This is a genomic window from Ligilactobacillus agilis (assembly GCF_025311475.1).
GTDB lineage: Bacteria > Bacillota > Bacilli > Lactobacillales > Lactobacillaceae > Ligilactobacillus > Ligilactobacillus agilis.
The window spans coordinates 2,008,767-2,025,122 of sequence record NZ_CP104397.1 but is presented as its reverse complement, the minus strand read 5'-3'; the positions used below and the strand labels follow the sequence as shown (position 1 = coordinate 2,025,122).

General features: G+C 43.1%; 15 protein-coding genes. 11 read left to right on the top strand and 4 right to left on the bottom strand.

Annotated features, from left to right (window positions below):
- Nucleotides 1–15: 15 nt before the first annotated feature.
- Nucleotides 16–1,011: a dihydroxyacetone kinase subunit DhaK gene (dhaK, locus tag N4597_RS10090; RefSeq protein ID WP_101812316.1), complete on the bottom strand. Its 996-nt coding sequence runs from the start codon at nt 1,009–1,011 to the stop codon at nt 16–18.
- Between the two features lie 154 nt (nt 1,012–1,165).
- On the opposite strand from dhaK, the gene N4597_RS10085 reads away from it, so the two are divergent.
- Nucleotides 1,166–2,158, top strand: a complete 993-nt coding sequence (locus N4597_RS10085; RefSeq protein WP_260903796.1) for a dihydroxyacetone kinase subunit DhaK — start codon at nt 1,166–1,168, stop codon at nt 2,156–2,158.
- Here N4597_RS10085 and N4597_RS10080 read toward each other — a convergent pair.
- A complete protein-coding gene (locus tag N4597_RS10080) occupies nt 2,145–2,582 on the bottom strand; it encodes a hypothetical protein (protein ID WP_225363567.1) in 438 nt (145 codons plus the stop codon). The two genes, N4597_RS10085 and N4597_RS10080, sit on opposite strands and share 14 nt — an antisense overlap.
- Nucleotides 2,583–2,913: 331 nt before the next feature.
- Between N4597_RS10080 and N4597_RS10075 the strand changes: the two genes are divergently transcribed.
- The 10 genes from N4597_RS10075 to N4597_RS10030 all read left to right on the top strand — a co-directional run bounded on the left by N4597_RS10075 (nt 2,914) and on the right by N4597_RS10030 (nt 12,156).
- Nucleotides 2,914–3,765 (top strand): LysR family transcriptional regulator, encoded by an 852-nt coding sequence (locus N4597_RS10075; RefSeq protein WP_260903793.1) that lies wholly within the window; start codon nt 2,914–2,916, stop codon nt 3,763–3,765.
- Nucleotides 3,766–3,857: 92 nt separating this feature from the next.
- Nucleotides 3,858–4,799: an NAD(P)H-binding protein gene (locus N4597_RS10070; RefSeq protein ID WP_172575700.1), complete on the top strand. Its 942-nt coding sequence runs from the start codon at nt 3,858–3,860 to the stop codon at nt 4,797–4,799.
- 12 nt (nt 4,800–4,811) lie between these two features.
- Entirely contained in the window at nt 4,812–5,750 is a 939-nt protein-coding gene (locus N4597_RS10065) for an NAD(P)H-binding protein (protein WP_172578903.1), read from the top strand.
- 208 nt (nt 5,751–5,958) lie between these two features.
- Nucleotides 5,959–6,696, top strand: coding sequence for a hypothetical protein (locus N4597_RS10060; RefSeq protein WP_260903791.1), 738 nt, complete (start codon nt 5,959–5,961; stop codon nt 6,694–6,696).
- Nucleotides 6,686–7,384, top strand: a complete 699-nt coding sequence (locus N4597_RS10055; protein WP_260903789.1) for a hypothetical protein — start codon at nt 6,686–6,688, stop codon at nt 7,382–7,384. Before N4597_RS10060 ends, N4597_RS10055 begins: the two co-directional genes overlap by 11 nt.
- Nucleotides 7,385–7,459: 75 nt before the next feature.
- Complete coding sequence (locus N4597_RS10050; protein ID WP_089144531.1) at nt 7,460–7,759, top strand: hypothetical protein; 300 nt, start codon at nt 7,460–7,462, stop codon at nt 7,757–7,759.
- A 102-nt stretch (nt 7,760–7,861) separates the two neighbouring features.
- Entirely contained in the window at nt 7,862–8,752 is an 891-nt protein-coding gene (locus N4597_RS10045; RefSeq protein ID WP_260903785.1) for an ABC transporter ATP-binding protein, read from the top strand.
- A complete protein-coding gene (locus N4597_RS10040) occupies nt 8,745–9,989 on the top strand; it encodes an ABC transporter permease (protein WP_260903782.1) in 1,245 nt (414 codons plus the stop codon). Before N4597_RS10045 ends, N4597_RS10040 begins: the two co-directional genes overlap by 8 nt.
- An 8-nt stretch (nt 9,990–9,997) precedes the next feature.
- On the top strand, nt 9,998–11,152 hold the full coding sequence (locus N4597_RS10035) for an acetyl-CoA C-acetyltransferase (protein ID WP_260903780.1): 1,155 nt from the start codon (nt 9,998–10,000) through the stop codon (nt 11,150–11,152).
- A gap of 137 nt (nt 11,153–11,289) precedes the next feature.
- A complete protein-coding gene (locus N4597_RS10030; RefSeq protein WP_260903777.1) occupies nt 11,290–12,156 on the top strand; it encodes a PD-(D/E)XK nuclease family transposase in 867 nt (288 codons plus the stop codon).
- A 58-nt stretch (nt 12,157–12,214) separates the two neighbouring features.
- On the opposite strand, the gene N4597_RS10025 is transcribed toward N4597_RS10030, so the two are convergent.
- Both N4597_RS10025 and N4597_RS10020 read right to left on the bottom strand, forming a co-directional pair.
- On the bottom strand, nt 12,215–14,839 hold the full coding sequence (locus N4597_RS10025; RefSeq protein WP_260903775.1) for a cation-translocating P-type ATPase: 2,625 nt from the start codon (nt 14,837–14,839) through the stop codon (nt 12,215–12,217).
- 134 nt (nt 14,840–14,973) lie between these two features.
- The gene (locus N4597_RS10020) at nt 14,974–16,353 is read right to left on the bottom strand and encodes an NAD-dependent succinate-semialdehyde dehydrogenase (RefSeq protein ID WP_260903773.1); all 1,380 of its coding nucleotides are present in this window, start codon (nt 16,351–16,353) and stop codon (nt 14,974–14,976) included.
- Between the last annotated feature and the right edge of the window lie 3 nt (nt 16,354–16,356).

Below are 16,356 nucleotides of genomic sequence, written 5' to 3'. Positions count from 1 at the left end.
TCTAATCACTCTCCATTACCAAGCAATTGTGTCAACTTCATAATTTAAATAGTCCAACCATTTTGTTTCAGCTAGTTCAAAAACTGTAAGTGAAATACCGGCCATATCAATGGAAGTCATGTAGTTTCCAACTTTAGTAAAGACAGGAACAATATTTTTATTTTCTAGCCAGTTTAAAACATCATTGGAGAAGATATACTGCTCCATTAATGGAGTTGCTCCCATCCCGTTTACGAGGACTGCATATTTTTTATCACTCTTTAAATTCAGACTAGCATCAATTTTAGCTAGCATTTCAGCAACTAAATCTTTAGAAGGTTTAATTGTTTCTCTTCTATACCCTGGTTCACTATGAATTCCCACACCATATTCAATCTCATCATCAGCTAATTCAAAGCCAGGTTTACCAACTTCTGGGACAGTAGCTGCTTTTAAAGCAACCCCGATGGTGTTGATATGAGGTAAAACTTTTTCGGCTAGGGCGGCAATTTCCTCAAGAGAAGCACCTTGATCAGCAGCTGCTCCGACAATTTTATGCATTAAAACAGTACCAGCAACTCCCCGCTTTCCTTGGGTATAGAGACTATTTTCAACGGCAATATCATCGTCAACGATAATCGATTTAACAGGAATATCGTCCATTTCAGCCATATCTTTTGCCATATCAAAGTTCATTACATCACCGGAGTAATTCTTTATAACTAAGAACACACCTTGACCTTGATTTGCTGCTTTAATAGCTTCGTAAACTTGATCAGGAGTTGGAGAAGTAAATACTTGACCGCAAACAGCTGCTGTTAACATTCCTTGACCTACAAAGCCTGCGTGTGAAGGTTCATGGCCACTGCCACCTCCAGAAACAATTCCGACTTTGCCAGTCATACTAGCTTTATTGCTACGCACAACGGCTTCTGTACCAGGGATTTGTTCGAGGTATTGAGGATATGACCGCACAAGACCACTGACCATTTCACTAACTACGTTGCTAGGATTGTTGATAATTTTTTTCATAATAAAGATCCTTTCTTGACTTATCTTAATGACAAGTCCATTATAAAGTGAAAACGCTATCGCTCGTAACGGACAGAAAATAAAAGTTGTCCGTATTGCTAAAAGGAATTGCTATGTTAGTTTAAAATAAAGGGAGAAAGGGGGTTTTTTGAGTATGAAAATATATAATTCTGAAGATAGCCTACTAACTGATACACAAAGAGGCATTGAGATAGTTGCGTCACATTTAAAAAAAGTAGAAGGAATTTACGGTTATGTTGATTCAAGTTTTGATGATTCGTATATTCCAGTGATTTCAGGTGGAGGTGCTGGACATGAGCCCTCCGATTGGGGTTTCGTAGGTGGAAATATGCTAACGGCGTCAATCACTGGAAAATTATTTGAACCACCTATGCCCGAAGAAATTATTAAAGTAGCAAAGGCAGTAACTAAAAAGAAGCGCGCTTTTTTTATTATTAAAAATTTTGAAAAAGATGTGCGGGTTTTTAAGCAGGCAATTGAATATTTGAGAAACATAGGTTGGTCGATAGAATACGGGATTGTAAATGATGATATTTCGGTTGATGCAAGTTCATTAAGAAAATATCGCCGTGGGTTAGCTGGAACCATTTTAATTGAAAAAATTATTGGTACGTTGGCGAAAAAGGGGAAGAGCCTAGTAGACTTAAAGATGGTTTGTGAGCAACTCTTGCCGGAAACCAAAACGATAGGCTTGGCTTTTAGTGATTCCGTTTTATATAAACAGAGTTGTCACACTCTATCTTTGGGAAAAGATGATATTTATTATGGAATTGGAATCCATGGTGAAGCCGGTTATCGTAAAGAGCATTGGCAAAAATCAGAGTTAATGGCGCGCGAGATTGTTAACAAGATGCGCTTAAACTTTAGGTGGCAAAAAAAAGAGAACGTGGCGCTCCTAGTTAATAATATCGGAAAGATATCCCCAATGGAAGAATTAACCTTTACTGCAGATATCACAGAACTTTTGGAATTAGAGGGACTAAAGATTCCATTCATAAAAACTGGTTCCTTTATGACTTCACATGATATGTCAGGAATTTCCGTATCAATTTTACGCTTGCAGGATAAATGGCTAGAGTACTTAAAACAACCAAGCACTTGTTATGCTTGGCCTAATAGTATTTGAAGGTGAAGTAGATTGCATTGACAACTTTTTTAGATAGTTCATCATATTCTTTGGGGTGTGGTTTATAGAGGTTATTAGTCATTGTATAAGTCATACCTAAGCTATAAGTTTCTACGAAATCACGGGCTTGGTCATTTTTGACTAAGCCTTTTGTTTCAAGTATGTGTAGAAGAAGTGTTGTCATATATAGTGATATTTCTTTAACAACATCAACTTCAGTTTGATCTGCAATTACACTACGAAAGAATTTAGCATTGATCTCAATATCATAAAAAACGAGGGGGATGATTTCTTCCCAAGATAAGTAGTCTAAATTGCTAATAATGTCGTCTTCCATCATTGAGCGAATAGTCCATTCTAGCAAGTCATATTTATCCTTAAAATTATCATAAAAAGTTTGGCGACGAATGTTGCCTTTTTTCATGAGAGAAGCCACGCTCACGTGGTTGAATCCTCGTTTAGAAACCTGTTCTATAAATATTTGCGAGATTCGTTTTTGAAGGATGTAGGACAAGAATTGACACCTACCTAAAATAAAAATCATTATTTATGAATACTTTATTAAATCATTGTATCATACCCGACTTGTAATTGATAAATGGGAAATGTTTATTAACAAAACGATGAATTGGTGCCTATTATTACCATTTAATAGAAATCCACGCTTGTTGGAATTTAAGGTATAATCAGGTTGAGATAGTATGGATCCGTTTTTATTTAAAAGTTAAAGTTATAATGCATAGTAGGTGGTAGAGATGAATGTAAGTTTAGTTAAATTACAATATTTTGTGGATGTGGTTGATGAGGGGACTTTTTCTAAGGCAGCGTTAAAAAATAGAATAGCTCAAACTAGTATTTCGCAACAAGTTAAAGAGTTAGAACAATATTACCAGTGTGAATTAATAAAGCGTCAGCAACCGGTAGTTATGACGCAAGCTGGTAAAGTATTATATCGAAATGCCAAGAAAGTTTTACAGCAATTTACATTACTTGAAGAACAGATGGAAAAAGCGAAGAATAATCAAGTGGAACTTAATATAGAGTATGCATCTATTGTCGATATTCAGTCGCTAAATTTACTGCTCAAAGGTAAAAAGCAACCTAACTTTACTTTGCATAAAGTTAATTTGGGAGAAATTGCTAGTAACTTATTAAGTGGTAAATATGATTTTGCAGTTACATTTGATTCTGAGTTTCAAGGTGTAGCAGGAGTTGAAACTAAAGAATTGACTAGTGGGGAGTATTGGCTAGGAATTAGTCAAGATAATCCGTTAGCAACAGTAAACGAAGTAACGCTAACTCAACTCGAATCTTACCCCTTAGTTATGTTGTCTCCCAAAATAATCGGAAAATCATATGATATCATGATAAAAAGGTCACAAGGTAAACTGAAAATTAACAGAATTGTTGATGACATAGAAAGTGAAATATTCTATATGAAACAAGAAAATTTGTTAGGATTTTTTCCTAAGACATATGAGTTAACGCTTAAAGAAGAAGGAATAAAGTTAGTTAAAATCGTTGATTCTCCTCATGTTTATAGTGTTGTTCTAGCTTGGAGGAAAGTGGGGCTTACGGAAATTCAAAAACGCTTTATTGAGGTATAGGTATTACCTATACCTGTATAGTTATTTCATGTTTGAATTTGTTAATAAAATCACATAAACTAAAAATGAAAATAAATATAGAGGGTGATTTTATGACTAAATTAATTTTAACGGGTGTTGATGGCAACCTTGGAGCGCAAGCAGCAGCGGATCTCTTAGAATTAGCTCAAATTCAAGATTTAGTTTTTTGTGGATACGATCAAAAAAACTTAGATAAGTACAAAAGCATGGGAGTAGCAGTGCGCCAAACTGACTTTAATAATGCGGATGGATTAGCAGAAAAGTTTCAGGGTGGGGACGTTTTGGCATTAATTTCAATGCCATTTGTCGGTAGTAAGCGTCAGAATGCCCATAAAAATGTAATTGATGCTGCTAAAGAAGCTGGAGTAAAAAAAATTATCTATACTTCTTTGGTTAACGCAGATGATCCAACTAATCCAAGTAAAGAAAAATTAGATCATATCTATACGGAAAACTACATCAAAGATTCTGGCTTAGACTATATTTTCTTGAGAAATTCGCAATATGCCGAAGCAATGATTACTAATTACTTTACGTATGTAAAAACAAGTGGAGTGTTAACAAATAATCAAGGGGCAGGTAAAATGGCCTATATTTCTAGGAAAGACTGCGCTAAGGCAGTAGCGTATGCTTTGTTGGCTACTGATATGCATCACCAAATTTTAAATATTAACGGCCCTGAATTAATGACAATTAGTGATTTTATAAGAATTGGTAATGAACAAACAGGTAATAATGTAAGTTATCAAGAAGTATCTGATGAAGAAAACTATGCAATCTTTGATGCGATGGGTGTACCACGGACAACGGATGGTCAATTTAAAGAAGAATCCGAAGCGCCATTTTCTTCAGAGGGAATGGTAACCTTTGGTCAAGCTATTCGTGAAGGTAAGATGGCAGAACATACCGATGATTTTGAGAAACTGACGGGTTCTAAGCCTTTAACAGTTGCTTATATGTTTGCGCATAATGAAGATTTTCAGATTGGTGATCGTCACTCTAAAGATAATTAGGGAGGCACAGTGATGAGAAAAATTGTAATCAATGGTGTAGATGGTAATTTTGGTAAAGTTGTAGCTGACAATGTCTTAAAATTAATTCCTAAAGAAGAGCTACTTTTTACAGCGCCTAGAGCTGAAAAACTCGCTGAATACAAGAAATTAGGAATTAATACAGCTGTAGCAGATTTTAATTCAGCAGATAGTTTACAAGCAATCTATCAGGATGCTGATAAAGTCTTATTGATTTCAATGCCATTTGTGGGAGCAAAGAGACGACAAGCACATAAAAACTTTGTTGAAGCCTGTGTAAAAGCACATGTAGGCCAAGTAATTTACACATCAGTTTTATCGGCTGGAAATCCTTTCAATCCTAGCATCGAGAATAGGGATCATGGGTACACAGAAGCGCTCATTCAGAATACGTCGCTAGACTATATTTTTCTGCGAAACTCTTTATTTGCAGAAGCATTTATTACCGATTATTATCGGGCAGTAAATAATGGCGAGACTAAGATTGAGAAAAATATGGGGGATGGCCGCGTATGGTTTATTTCGCGACAAGATGCGGCCTTAGCAGCAGCAAATGCATTAAATAATGATTTATTGCACAGAGAAGTTCTTAATATTAATGGAATTGAACCACTAACGTATACAGATTTTTTGAAAATTGCTAATGAAGTTAGTGGTAATGAAATTAAGTATGTTAAGCGTACAGATGAAGAATTGTACGAGTATTTTGATAGCATTGGAGTGCCTCGCAATACTGACGGTGATTTTTCTAAGAGTCCAATTCAAGCAACTTCAGAAGGAATGGTAACCTTTGGAACAACTGTTAGAGCTGGGTACCTTGACGTTCCAGTAAGCGATTTTTCAAAATTAACAGGTAGAAAACCATTAACTGTTAGGTATATGTTTCAACACCAAGCCGATTTTCAGTTAGGTGATCGTCACCCAACAGAATGAGGATTGTTAACAAAGTAAATTTTAAAAAGAGCAGTTGTCAGGATGTATTTACTCAAATACATGATGGTGACTGCTCTTTTTTTATGGTGAAAAGATTTCTAGCAAACTTTTGTACGTTTTTTCTTTACGGTTATCAAAATAGTGATATAATAAAAATAGGTCATATGTTCGGCGAACTGAAATTTGATAATTGAAAAGGGGTGTCGTTATGCAGCAATTAGCAACTGGATTAGAACCGGTTATGGGGCAACCGGCCATCATGCGGTTAGAGCAAATGTACGTCATTGCTAAGCTTGAGCAAGGTCAGTATGTTTACTACAACCAAAATACTAAGAAATTTTCGCCTAAGGATAACCATGCTAGTAAGTGGACGAGTATTTCGGCGGCTAGGGAAGCATTGCATAAGTTAGAAGAGAAACAAGCCTTAAAAGAGAATCTACTAAATTCATTGACGGATGAATTTCAGACGCAAAAAGCACCGGTGGTTAGCGACTATAGCCAAAAATTTATCAGATGTAGTCAGGAAGAAGTGCTAGCACAGGTTAAAGAGACAGTGCTGTTTTTACGGCACCTTGGTGAGATTGCAAGTTTATTGCGCAAGGAAATTTCTGAGGCTGATGGGGCGGTTTTGCAAGATATTTTACATTTAGCCGAGTTAGGCCAGCCTGGGATTATGGGGAAGGTGCAGATTTATAATTGCTTGAGTCAAAGTCGAATTAAGCGTAGAAAGGCTAAGGATTTGTTGGCGATTATTGCCCCCCTAATTCCGGCGGAAGATAATAGTATCGACCTTGATAAGTGCAATGATGCCTTACAGAACTACCTAAAGGTTGCTAGCGCGCGGACCTACCATTTCAAGGATGAGCAACTAAAAAATAATTTCAAGCGTTACTTGGAACAAAGCGACGGACTTAGGGGGCAAGTAGATGACCTAAGTGATTGTTAAGAATGAGGGAGCCGGTGCACGTTACTACCGGCGGAAAGACAATAATTTTACTAAAGACTTAATGCTAGCGAGCAAGTGGGATACCTTGAGTCGGACCGAAGAGATTTTAGCTGAGCTTGACAAAACAGGCGCACAAGAACTAGCCATTGAAGAAACAGCTAAGCTAAAACAGCAGGTCAAACAAGAACAAGTCGTTAAGAAAGACACGGAGCTAAGGGAGTACGCCCACCAGTTACTAGCGGCTAAGGATCAAGCCTTTTATGCCGAGTTGGAGCGAGTTAGTCGTTTCTTGGCAGCTAGTCCTTACCTGCTAGAGGAAATTACTGTCAAGATTTCCCAAGAAGATGGGACGGTCTTACAAGACTTGCTGCACACCATCGAATTAGGGGACTACCGGGCGCACGAAGGTTTGGCCTTACTTAAGGATTTGCGGGCTAGTCGCAAGAAGCGTCATTACTATAAGGACCGTCAGCAGGCTGTCAACTATTTACTAACCAAGGCCAATACCGGGCAAATAACCACGACTTCTGACAAGGCACAGGTTGCCTTAACTAAGCTAGGGGACTTACAGGCAGAGCGTAATTATAATTACCGCAACAGTGGCTTGCAGGCAAAGTATGCGAAGCTGTTAGAGAAACAACCAGTGCAAAGTTGGGTCCAACTCTTTACGCGCCTGCGGAAAGGCTGAGAAATCCGGGCTAAAAGCGCTTAGAAAATGTGTTATCATTAAGGAAGTTAAGCGTAATTTTTGAGGTGATACGGGATGATTAAGAGTAAAAAATACTTGGCGGCTAAGGCTAATGAATTAGTGGCGGCTTTTGCCAAGCAGGCGCCGGCTAATCCTAACTTAGAGGAGGTAATCAAGCGTGCCCAAGCAGAGCTTGAGGCCCGCCAAATTGCGCCCCAAAACATTGTGGAACAGTTGGTGTTAGATAGTTACCGGATTTGTCGTTTGAGTCATCTGAAGGTAAATGACGAGGCCTTTCAGCTTTTAAAGGAGATGGAGGCATTGTCACGGGAGCGGTCAATTTTACCCTTCTTTCGTTATGATCCTTGGACTTAAGTTAGTAGGACCTCAGTGGGGTCCTATTTTTTTATCAGCTTAAGCGATGTGGTATAATTAATTGAATTTAATGAAAAAGTTTTCACAGAAAGAAGGGGTAAGATGCTGACGGTAACAAATGTCACCAAGAAATTTGGCGACTTGACTGCAGTTTGTAATCTAAGTTTTGAGCTGGCAGCAGGGGAAGTCTTAGGTTTAGTTGGTCAAAACGGGGCCGGTAAGTCGACGACCTTTAAAATGATCTTGAACTTTCTGGAGCCAACCGCGGGGAGCCTAAGTTTTTTAGGCCACCAACTTGGCCCGAATGATTTAAATGAGATTGGCTATATGTCGGAAGAACGTGGTCTTTATATGGATATGACCATCGAACAACAGGTAGTCTATTTTGCCCGCCTACACGGGTTAACGACTAAGGAAGCCAAGGCCAGGTTAGGCGACTGGATGGATAAATTGCACGTGAAAGGTCAGGTTACCTCAAAGATTAAGGAATTATCCAAGGGTAACCAACAAAAGGTACAGCTGATTACGACCATGATCCATGAACCGAAGCTGTTAATCTTAGACGAACCCTTTTCTGGGTTGGACCCGGTTAACGTGGCGGCTTTGATTGAAGTTATTAAGGAGGCGCGGAGCAAGGGGGCAGCGGTAATTTTTTCTTCCCACAATATGCAAAACGTGACTGAAGTTTCGGATAAGGTTTTGATGCTCGTTAACGGTAAGCGCCGCTTGTACGGGGGCTTAGACCAGGTTCGGGCCAGTTTTGAGCGGCAAAAGCTGTATTTAGAAGGTGACTTTGACTGGCAAAACTTCACGGGCTATCAGGCCATCAAGGATGACCACCCTGGTAAAATTTTAACCTTTGAAAGCGAGCAGCAAGCCCGGGCCTGTTTGGAGCAGGTTAAAAATTCTCCTAACTTAGAAGGTTACCGGTTGCTGGAGCCTAGTTTAGATGATATTTTCAAAATGGTGTTAGGGGGGAGCAAGCATGAGTAAAAAGCAAATTGTGGCCTTGGGGGTCTTTAGTCGGCGCCTAAGGTCTGCGAGCTATTATTGGATGATCTTTGGCCCGCTGTTAATGTGTCTCATAATCGGTGGAATTAACTACTTCGTGGCTAAGTCGGTCACCAAAAGTGAGCCCAAGATTGCGGTTGTGGCTAACCCCCAAGTCAAAGCTGCCCTGATGAGCTTGCCTGCGGATGGGTACCGCCTGGATAAGAAGCTGACCTTAACGAACCAAAAGCAAATTAAGCAAGCGCTAGCACAAAAAAAGGTCGACGGGGTCTTGGTAATAAAGGGTGATTTTAAGTCGGCCCGCTACCTCTACCAAGCCGGTAATGATAAGAACCAGCCGACCCAGGTGTTAACGGCCATTTTGAGTAAACTCAAGTCGTCGCTGGCAGCCCAAAAAGCCGGGCTTAGTCCGAAGCAGTGGCAAGAAATCACCGCGGCCGTTCCCCTTAAAACCGAGGTTATTCGCCAAAGTAATCAAAAATCGGAAGACGATAAGCAGATTGCTAAGGGAATCAGCTTTGTAGTGGTGGTAATCTTATTTTTAGTAGTTTCTAGCTACATCGGGATTGTTGGTAGTGAGCTGGGAAACGAAAAGAGTAGCCACTTAATCGAAGCCTTATTAGCCTCAGTTCCGGCTAGGGAACATTTTAGTGGCAAGATGCTGGGGATTGCTTATTTGATTAGCTTCCAGCTGGTAACTTACCTCCTGATGGGCGGCTTGTTCTACGTTGGCTTACAGGTGGCTGGTTACGGCAAACTGGTAAGTGATTTGCACTTGGAAAAATACCTAACTAGCTTTGGTCCCCAATTTTGGTTATTAATCTGTTTGATTATTGTCCTGTCACTGGTGCTTTACGTCCTCTTAGCCGCCTTACTGGCTTCATTTGTTTCGCGGGTAGAAGATATTAGCCAGCTTTCTTCGATGGTGGGGATGCTGGTGATGGTGCCATACATTTTTGCTTTGATAGCAATGTATGCTCCGAACGTTTTAGCCGTTAAGATTTTGTCTTACCTTCCGTTTATCATCAATGGGCCGATGGTGGTGCGCCTAGCCTTAGGGGAAGCTAGCCTAAGTGCTGGTTGGATTGCAGTTGGAATCTCCGCCTTAGCCGCGATTGGCCTATACTTCCTGGCGGTAAATGCTTACCAACGTAATGCCTTAACTTATAGTAATAAGTCACTCTTTGTGACTTTAGGTCAAGCTTTGAGAAGAAAGTAGGAATCCTTATGTCTGACGTGGTAATTGTCTCCGCTTGTCGCAGTCCTCTGGGAAAATTCGGGGGCGCCTTAAAAGATGTTAGCGCCGTGGAACTGGGACAAAGCGTGGTTAAAGAGGCACTGGCTCGAGCACAAATTGATGGCGAGCTAGTGGACGAAGTGATTTTTGGAAACGTCTTGGCGGCAGGCTTGGGGCAAAATCCAGCCCGGCAAATTGCCCTAAAAGCGGGTCTGCCCCAAAAGGTGGCGGCCACCACCATCAATATGGTTTGTGGTTCGGGCCTAAAAGCTGTCTGCCTAGGAGCTAGCATGATTAAGGCCGGAGATGCGCAGGTGGTCGTTTGTGGCGGCAGCGAGAACATGAGCGCTGCCCCCTACCTCTTGCCTAGCATGCGATTTGGTGCCCGCTTAAATGATAGCCAGGTAATTGATAGCTTAATTCATGACGGCTTACAAGACGCCTTTAGTGGCGAGCACATGGGGCTGACGGCTGAGCGGGTGGCCGCCCAATTTAAAATCAGTCGGCAAGTTCAAGATGAATTTGCCCTGGCCAGCCAGCTCAAAGCCCAAAAGGCGCAGACGACAGGTCGATTTGAGGCAGAAATTGTGCCTCTAGCACAACTAGCAAGCGATGAAACAATTCGGTACGATACCAGCCTCGAGAAGCTAGCCAAGCTCAAGCCCGTTTTTAAGGCCAACGGCACGGTAACGGCTGGTAATGCTGCGGGCCTAAACGACGGGGCAGCCGCCTTGGTTTTGATGGCTAAGGAAACTGCCCAAGCGCGCGGCCTAGATTACCTGGCGGAAATTAAATCCTACGCCAACGTGGGACTTGATCCACAGGTGATGGGCTTAGGACCAATTGAGGCCGTCAAGAAGCTTTTGGCCCAAAGCGACTTACAGTTAGCCGATTTTGACTTAATCGAAGCTAACGAAGCCTTTGCTGCCCAGGCTTTAGCGGTGTTAGACCAACTGCAACTGGACACTAGCAAGGTAAACGTTAACGGGGGCTCGTTGGCCCTAGGGCATCCTTTAGGCGCATCTGGTGCCAGGATTTTGGTAACCCTCCTGTATGAACTAAAAAGACGGCAGGCTAACCTAGGGCTGGCCACCCTGTGTGTGGGTGGCGGCCAAGGGGTAGCTTTGGCAGTCGAAGCTAAATAACTATAGCATTAAGCGTGTGACTCATGGAGAGACACGCTTTTTTAGTAGGTAAAATTAAATAGTTTTAATAATTTTAAGCAAATTTTTTTAAATTAATTGCTGCTTTGTTTGCGTATCTTAATATAGGAGGGATAAATATGCTAACAAGATCAGTCTTAGCAAAACGCTGGCAGCAAGCAACCATCAAAAACAATATTATTTTCAACTGGGTCTTTGGCGAAAATCGCGCCTTATTTAAAGGCTTAGTCGAACGACTCTTTCAAAGACAGGTGGGGAATTTTGCAGCACTCACTAGTGAGCGCAGTTTCAAAAATCACCAGGTCTTTTATCGGCCTCGGTTTGACACTTATGGCGAAGACGACTTGGATAATATTATCAACGTCGAATTACAAAACGAAAACCGCCATGACCTCGAAAAGCGCATTGCCATCTACCAGGCCAGTCTAACTCAACGTGCTTTGGCGGCCGGTCAGTCTTTTAATGAGCGCAAGCAAACCTTAATTGCTTTTTTGTGTGACTTTGACCTTTATGGTCGCAACCGCCCAGTCTACAAGCTGAAAACGACGGTTGAAGGCCAGGAAGATATTTTAGTTGACAGGGGGGAAACCAATGTTATATTTAACTTAAAAGCCACTGACTTAGCAGGTTTGCCGGCCGATTATGTCGCTTTGCTGACCTATTTTAATACGGGGCAGGTTAGCGACGACTTTACGGCCGCAGTTGATCAAGAATTTAGACGACTTAAGGGAAATGACACCAGAAGGGAGTACTTTATGAGCATTGAATCAATAATTACGATGGCAGAAAGCTATGCTAGGCAAGAAGGTCATGAAAAAGGCTGGCAAGAGGGCCGGGATGAAGGCCGCGAAGAAGCGGCCAAGCTATTGATCGAAGACGCGGTGCAAAACCAGCGGGACCTAGATAGTTTGCTTACGAGCCTCAAGGCGATTTTTAAAGATCAGGCTCACATTGACGAGTTACTGACTAAATATTACTACCGGTAACAAGGACGACAAAAAAGCAGGGAACCTAAACTGAGGTTGCCTGCTTTTTTACGGCTACTTATTTTTTAGTTCGTTGGTAGGCTTTAACTAGTTCGACAATAATAACTAAGAGGGCTCCCGCCAAAAGGACAACTCCCCACTGACTAAGGTCAAGGGGGCTAACGTGGAAGAGGGCGTTGAATTGGGGAATAAAGATGGTGGCAGCTAGGAGCAAGGCCGAAGTTAAAATCGCCCAGTTAAAGAACTTGTTAGCAAAAATTTGCTTGGAAAAGACGCTAGCGGTAAGGGACTTACAGTTAAAGGCGTGAACGAGCTGTAAGAAACCTAGGGTGATGTAGGCCATGGTTAAGGCGTCTTGGTGAATTAAGGTTGGGTCTTGGTGGACCGGCCAGCAAATGGCGTATAAATACACCCCTAGCGTCAGTAATCCTTCCAGTAATCCTTGGTAAATGATGTTGAAACCAACGCCATTTGATAAGAAGTTAGACTTTAAGCCCCGGGGAGCTTGGTCCATTAAGCCCTTATCGCCTGGTTCTACTCCCAAAGCAATAGCTGGGAAGGTGTCGGTTACCAGGTTAATCCAAAGAATTTGTACCGGCGCAAAGATTGACCAGTTAAAGATGGTCATCAAAAAGAGGGTCAAGACTTCGCCCAGGTTAGCCGATAGGAGGTACTGAATGGCCTTTTGGATGTTAGCAAAGACCTTGCGTCCTTCCTTGACCGCCAAAATGATAGTCGCAAAGTTATCGTCGGCTAGGACAATGTCGGCGGCATTTTTAGAAACTTCGGTCCCGGTAATACCCATACCGACCCCAATATCAGCTGTTTTTAAGGCGGGGGCGTCGTTAACCCCGTCACCGGTCATGGCGACAATTTTGCCGTGAGCCTGCCAAGCCTTAACAATCCGCACCTTGTGCTCGGGTGCTACCCGGGCGTAAACCGAGTATTCATCGACGTGTTGGGCTAATTCCTGGTCGCTCAGTTGGTCTAGCTGAGCACCACTGATTACGCCCTTAGTATCGGTGGGAGCAATTATTCCCAAACGAATTGCGATGGCGCGGGCGGTGTCCATGTGGTCGCCAGTAATCATTAAGGGTCTAATGCCGGCTTGCTTTGCCTCAGCCACAGCCGCTTTGACCTCGGGACGTTCGGGGTCAATCATCCCAATTAGACCGACAAAGATTAGGTCCTGCTCCGCTTCAAGGTTAAGTTGGTCAGCTGGGGCCAGCTTTTTATAAGCAAAGCCTAAAACCCGTAAGGCTTGGTCGGCTAATTGCTTATTGACCTTTGCTAACTCTTGTCGTTTAGCCTTGGTGAGGGGCGTTACTTGCCCGGCTTCTTCGATAAAGTTGGCCCGCCGCAGTAGCTCGTCTGGTGCGCCCTTAGTTAAGAGTAACTCACCCGTTTGGACGGACATTAGTTTCCGGTCGGAATCAAAGGGGAGGCTGGCTGTACGGGGATAGGCGGCGCAAACCTTATCCCAATCAAACCCAGTCTGACCTAAGAAATGTTGGATTAAGGCCGTTTCGGTTGGATCTCCCACCAAGCCGGTCGGGGTTTGCTGGCTGTCGTTGGCTAACAACATGGCCAGGGCCAACTTGGAATCAGCCTGAAATTTAAGCTGGGCGGCGGGCTTGAGTTGGCCGTCAGTGTAAAATTGTTCGACCGTCATCTTATTTTGGGTTAAAGTCCCGGTCTTATCGGAGGCAATAATTTGGGTGGCACCCAGGGTTTCTACTGCGGGCAGCTTGCGAATGAGGGCGTGCTTTTTAGCCATCTTTTGGGTCCCTAAGGCTAGGGTAATAGTAACAATCGCCGGGAGGCCTTCGGGAATGGCTGCCACTGCAAGTGAAATGGCCGTCAGTAGCATATCTAAGGGACTTTCGCGCCCAGTTAGGGTTCCAAAGGCAAAGATAAAGGCCGCAATCACCAAAATTAGGACCGATAGGACCTTGCTGAGGTGGCTAATATTTTTTTGAAGGGGAGTGACCGTTTGGTCAACTTCCGTTAGCATCTTGGCAATCTGGCCGACCTGGGTAGCCATTCCAGTTTCAACTACGACCGCCTGGGCGGTACCGTAGGTTACGTTAGTGTTCATAAAGCCCAGGTTGGTTTGTTCTGCTAAGGGGATGTCTTTAGCAGGCAGAGGGCTAGCTTGTTTTTCAACCGGCACCGATTCACCAGTTAGGGCCGCTTCTTCGACCTTAAGGGCGTTTGCCTCCAAAAAGTAGACGTCGGCCGGAATGATGTCCCCGGCTTCAAGCAAGACAACATCGCCTGGGACCAGGTCTTCTGAGTCAATGACCTGCACGGTTTGGTCTCTGAGTACCCGTGACTTGGGGGTGGTCATCTTTTGGAGGGCGGCAATCGCATTTTCCGCCTTAGCTTCCTGGAAGACCCCGAAAACGGCGTTAAGGATGATGACCAAGAAAATGATAATTGCGTCAGAGCCTTCCCCGGCTAGGAGGGCCACGAAGGCTGCAATCATTAGGATAATAATCATTAAGTCCTTAAACTGCAGGATAAATTTGGTTAAAAGACTAGTTTGCTTATGGTCGCTTAATTTATTAGGACCAGTCGCTTGCAAACGAGTGGCCGCTTCGGTTTGGCTAAGCCCAGTTTTTTGGGTGTGTAACTGGGCCAAAACCTGGACTGCATCTAGCTGATAATACTTTAGTGCCATGTAAATTCCCCCTTCATGTTATTTATCTATATTCTAACATGTTTATGTAAAGGATTTCAAAAAATGAAGGGAGCTAAAAAAGCTGGGGTAGTTAGCTTTTTAGCTTAACTATCCCAGCTTAATTAGACGAGTAATTAGTGTTCTAACCCTTTCGGGGTAAAGACTAGGTGTTCATTGACGAAGGCATTAAAGCCAAGTGGGCTCAATTCCCGGCCGTAGCCAGAGTTCTTAATCCCACCGAATGGAAGCTCTGGCAAAGAGGTCCAGCCAGAGTTAATGAAGGACATCCCAGTTTCAATCTGGGCTGCTACCCGGGCAGCGTGTTCAGGGTCGCTACTAAAGACAGTCCCACCGAGTCCGTATGAGGAGTCATTAGCTAGTTCAATCGCTTCTTCTTCGCTATCAACCTTGTAGATGGAAGCAACTGGACCGAAGATTTCTTGGTTGTAGATTGGGTTGTCCTTCGTAATGTCAGTCAAGATGGTTGGCATGACGAAGTAGCCTGGGTGGTCGATTGGTTCGTTACCATAAACAACCTTAGCCCCATTTTTAACGGCTAAATCGATTTGGGCTAAGACGTCTTTCTTAGCCTGCTTGGATGAAAGGGGAGCCAGGGTAGTAGCTGGATCCATTGGGTCCCCCCACTTAGCCTTGGCAAAGGCATCTTTAACGAGGGCTACAAATTCGTCATACTTATCTGCCATGACGATGAAGCGCTTGGAAGATGTGCAGACCTGGCCGGCATTGTAGAGGCGGGCAAAGAAAATGGTCTTGGCTAGTTGGTCCCAGTTAGCGTCGTCTAAGATGATGAAGGCATCGTTACCCCCGAGTTCTAGGGAAGACTTCTTTAAGTTCTTTCCGGCTTCTTCAGCCACACTTGCACCACCGCGTTCAGAACCAGTCAAGCAGACCCCGCTGACACGCTTATCTGCGATAATCTTGGAGACTTGGTCATAGGAGATAAAGAGGTTGGTGAAAGCTCCTTCTTCTCCGCCGGCTTCTTTAACTAGTTCGTCGAAGGCTTGGGCAGACGCAGGGCAAATGGAAGCGTGCTTTAAAATCATTGGGTTACCGACCATAAAGTTAGGGGCAAAGACCCGCATAATTTGGTAGAAGGGGAAGTTCCATGGTTCAACTGCCATGATGACACCGGTAGCTTGTTTGAGGTAGTAAGCCGTCCCTGCTTGTGTTTCAAGCGGAGTTGGTTTCATGAACTCTTCTGCCTTATCTGCATAGTAGTCGGCAATGTCGGCACAGAGTTCTACTTCACCCTGGGCTTCAGTAAAGAGTTTCCCCATATCCTTAGTCATAATTTCAGCGTATTTATCTTTATCGGCTCGGAGGAGGTCAGCTACCTTGTGAAGGGTGGCTTGGCGTTTGACGAGCCCTTCCTTGCGCCACTTTTTATATAAAGCGTGGGCCTTGGCTAGTGTAGCTTCGACTTGAGCGTCAGTAGCGTTAGGAAATTCGTGTAAAACTTCATCAGTGTATGGATAAGTTGTTTTATAAGCCATAAT

Coding starts and splice junctions, on each gene's coding strand:
- dhaK (WP_101812316.1), bottom strand. CDS start 1,011: ATGAAAAAAATTATCAACAATCCTAGCAACGTAGTTAGTGAAATGGTC.
- N4597_RS10085 (WP_260903796.1), top strand. CDS start 1,166: ATGAAAATATATAATTCTGAAGATAGCCTACTAACTGATACACAAAGA.
- N4597_RS10080 (WP_225363567.1), bottom strand. CDS start 2,582: ATGAAAAAAGGCAACATTCGTCGCCAAACTTTTTATGATAATTTTAAG.
- N4597_RS10075 (WP_260903793.1), top strand. CDS start 2,914: ATGAATGTAAGTTTAGTTAAATTACAATATTTTGTGGATGTGGTTGAT.
- N4597_RS10070 (WP_172575700.1), top strand. CDS start 3,858: ATGACTAAATTAATTTTAACGGGTGTTGATGGCAACCTTGGAGCGCAA.
- N4597_RS10065 (WP_172578903.1), top strand. CDS start 4,812: ATGAGAAAAATTGTAATCAATGGTGTAGATGGTAATTTTGGTAAAGTT.
- N4597_RS10060 (WP_260903791.1), top strand. CDS start 5,959: ATGCAGCAATTAGCAACTGGATTAGAACCGGTTATGGGGCAACCGGCC.
- N4597_RS10050 (WP_089144531.1), top strand. CDS start 7,460: ATGATTAAGAGTAAAAAATACTTGGCGGCTAAGGCTAATGAATTAGTG.
- N4597_RS10045 (WP_260903785.1), top strand. CDS start 7,862: ATGCTGACGGTAACAAATGTCACCAAGAAATTTGGCGACTTGACTGCA.
- N4597_RS10040 (WP_260903782.1), top strand. CDS start 8,745: ATGAGTAAAAAGCAAATTGTGGCCTTGGGGGTCTTTAGTCGGCGCCTA.
- N4597_RS10035 (WP_260903780.1), top strand. CDS start 9,998: ATGTCTGACGTGGTAATTGTCTCCGCTTGTCGCAGTCCTCTGGGAAAA.
- N4597_RS10030 (WP_260903777.1), top strand. CDS start 11,290: ATGCTAACAAGATCAGTCTTAGCAAAACGCTGGCAGCAAGCAACCATC.
- N4597_RS10025 (WP_260903775.1), bottom strand. CDS start 14,839: ATGGCACTAAAGTATTATCAGCTAGATGCAGTCCAGGTTTTGGCCCAG.
- N4597_RS10020 (WP_260903773.1), bottom strand. CDS start 16,353: ATGGCTTATAAAACAACTTATCCATACACTGATGAAGTTTTACACGAA.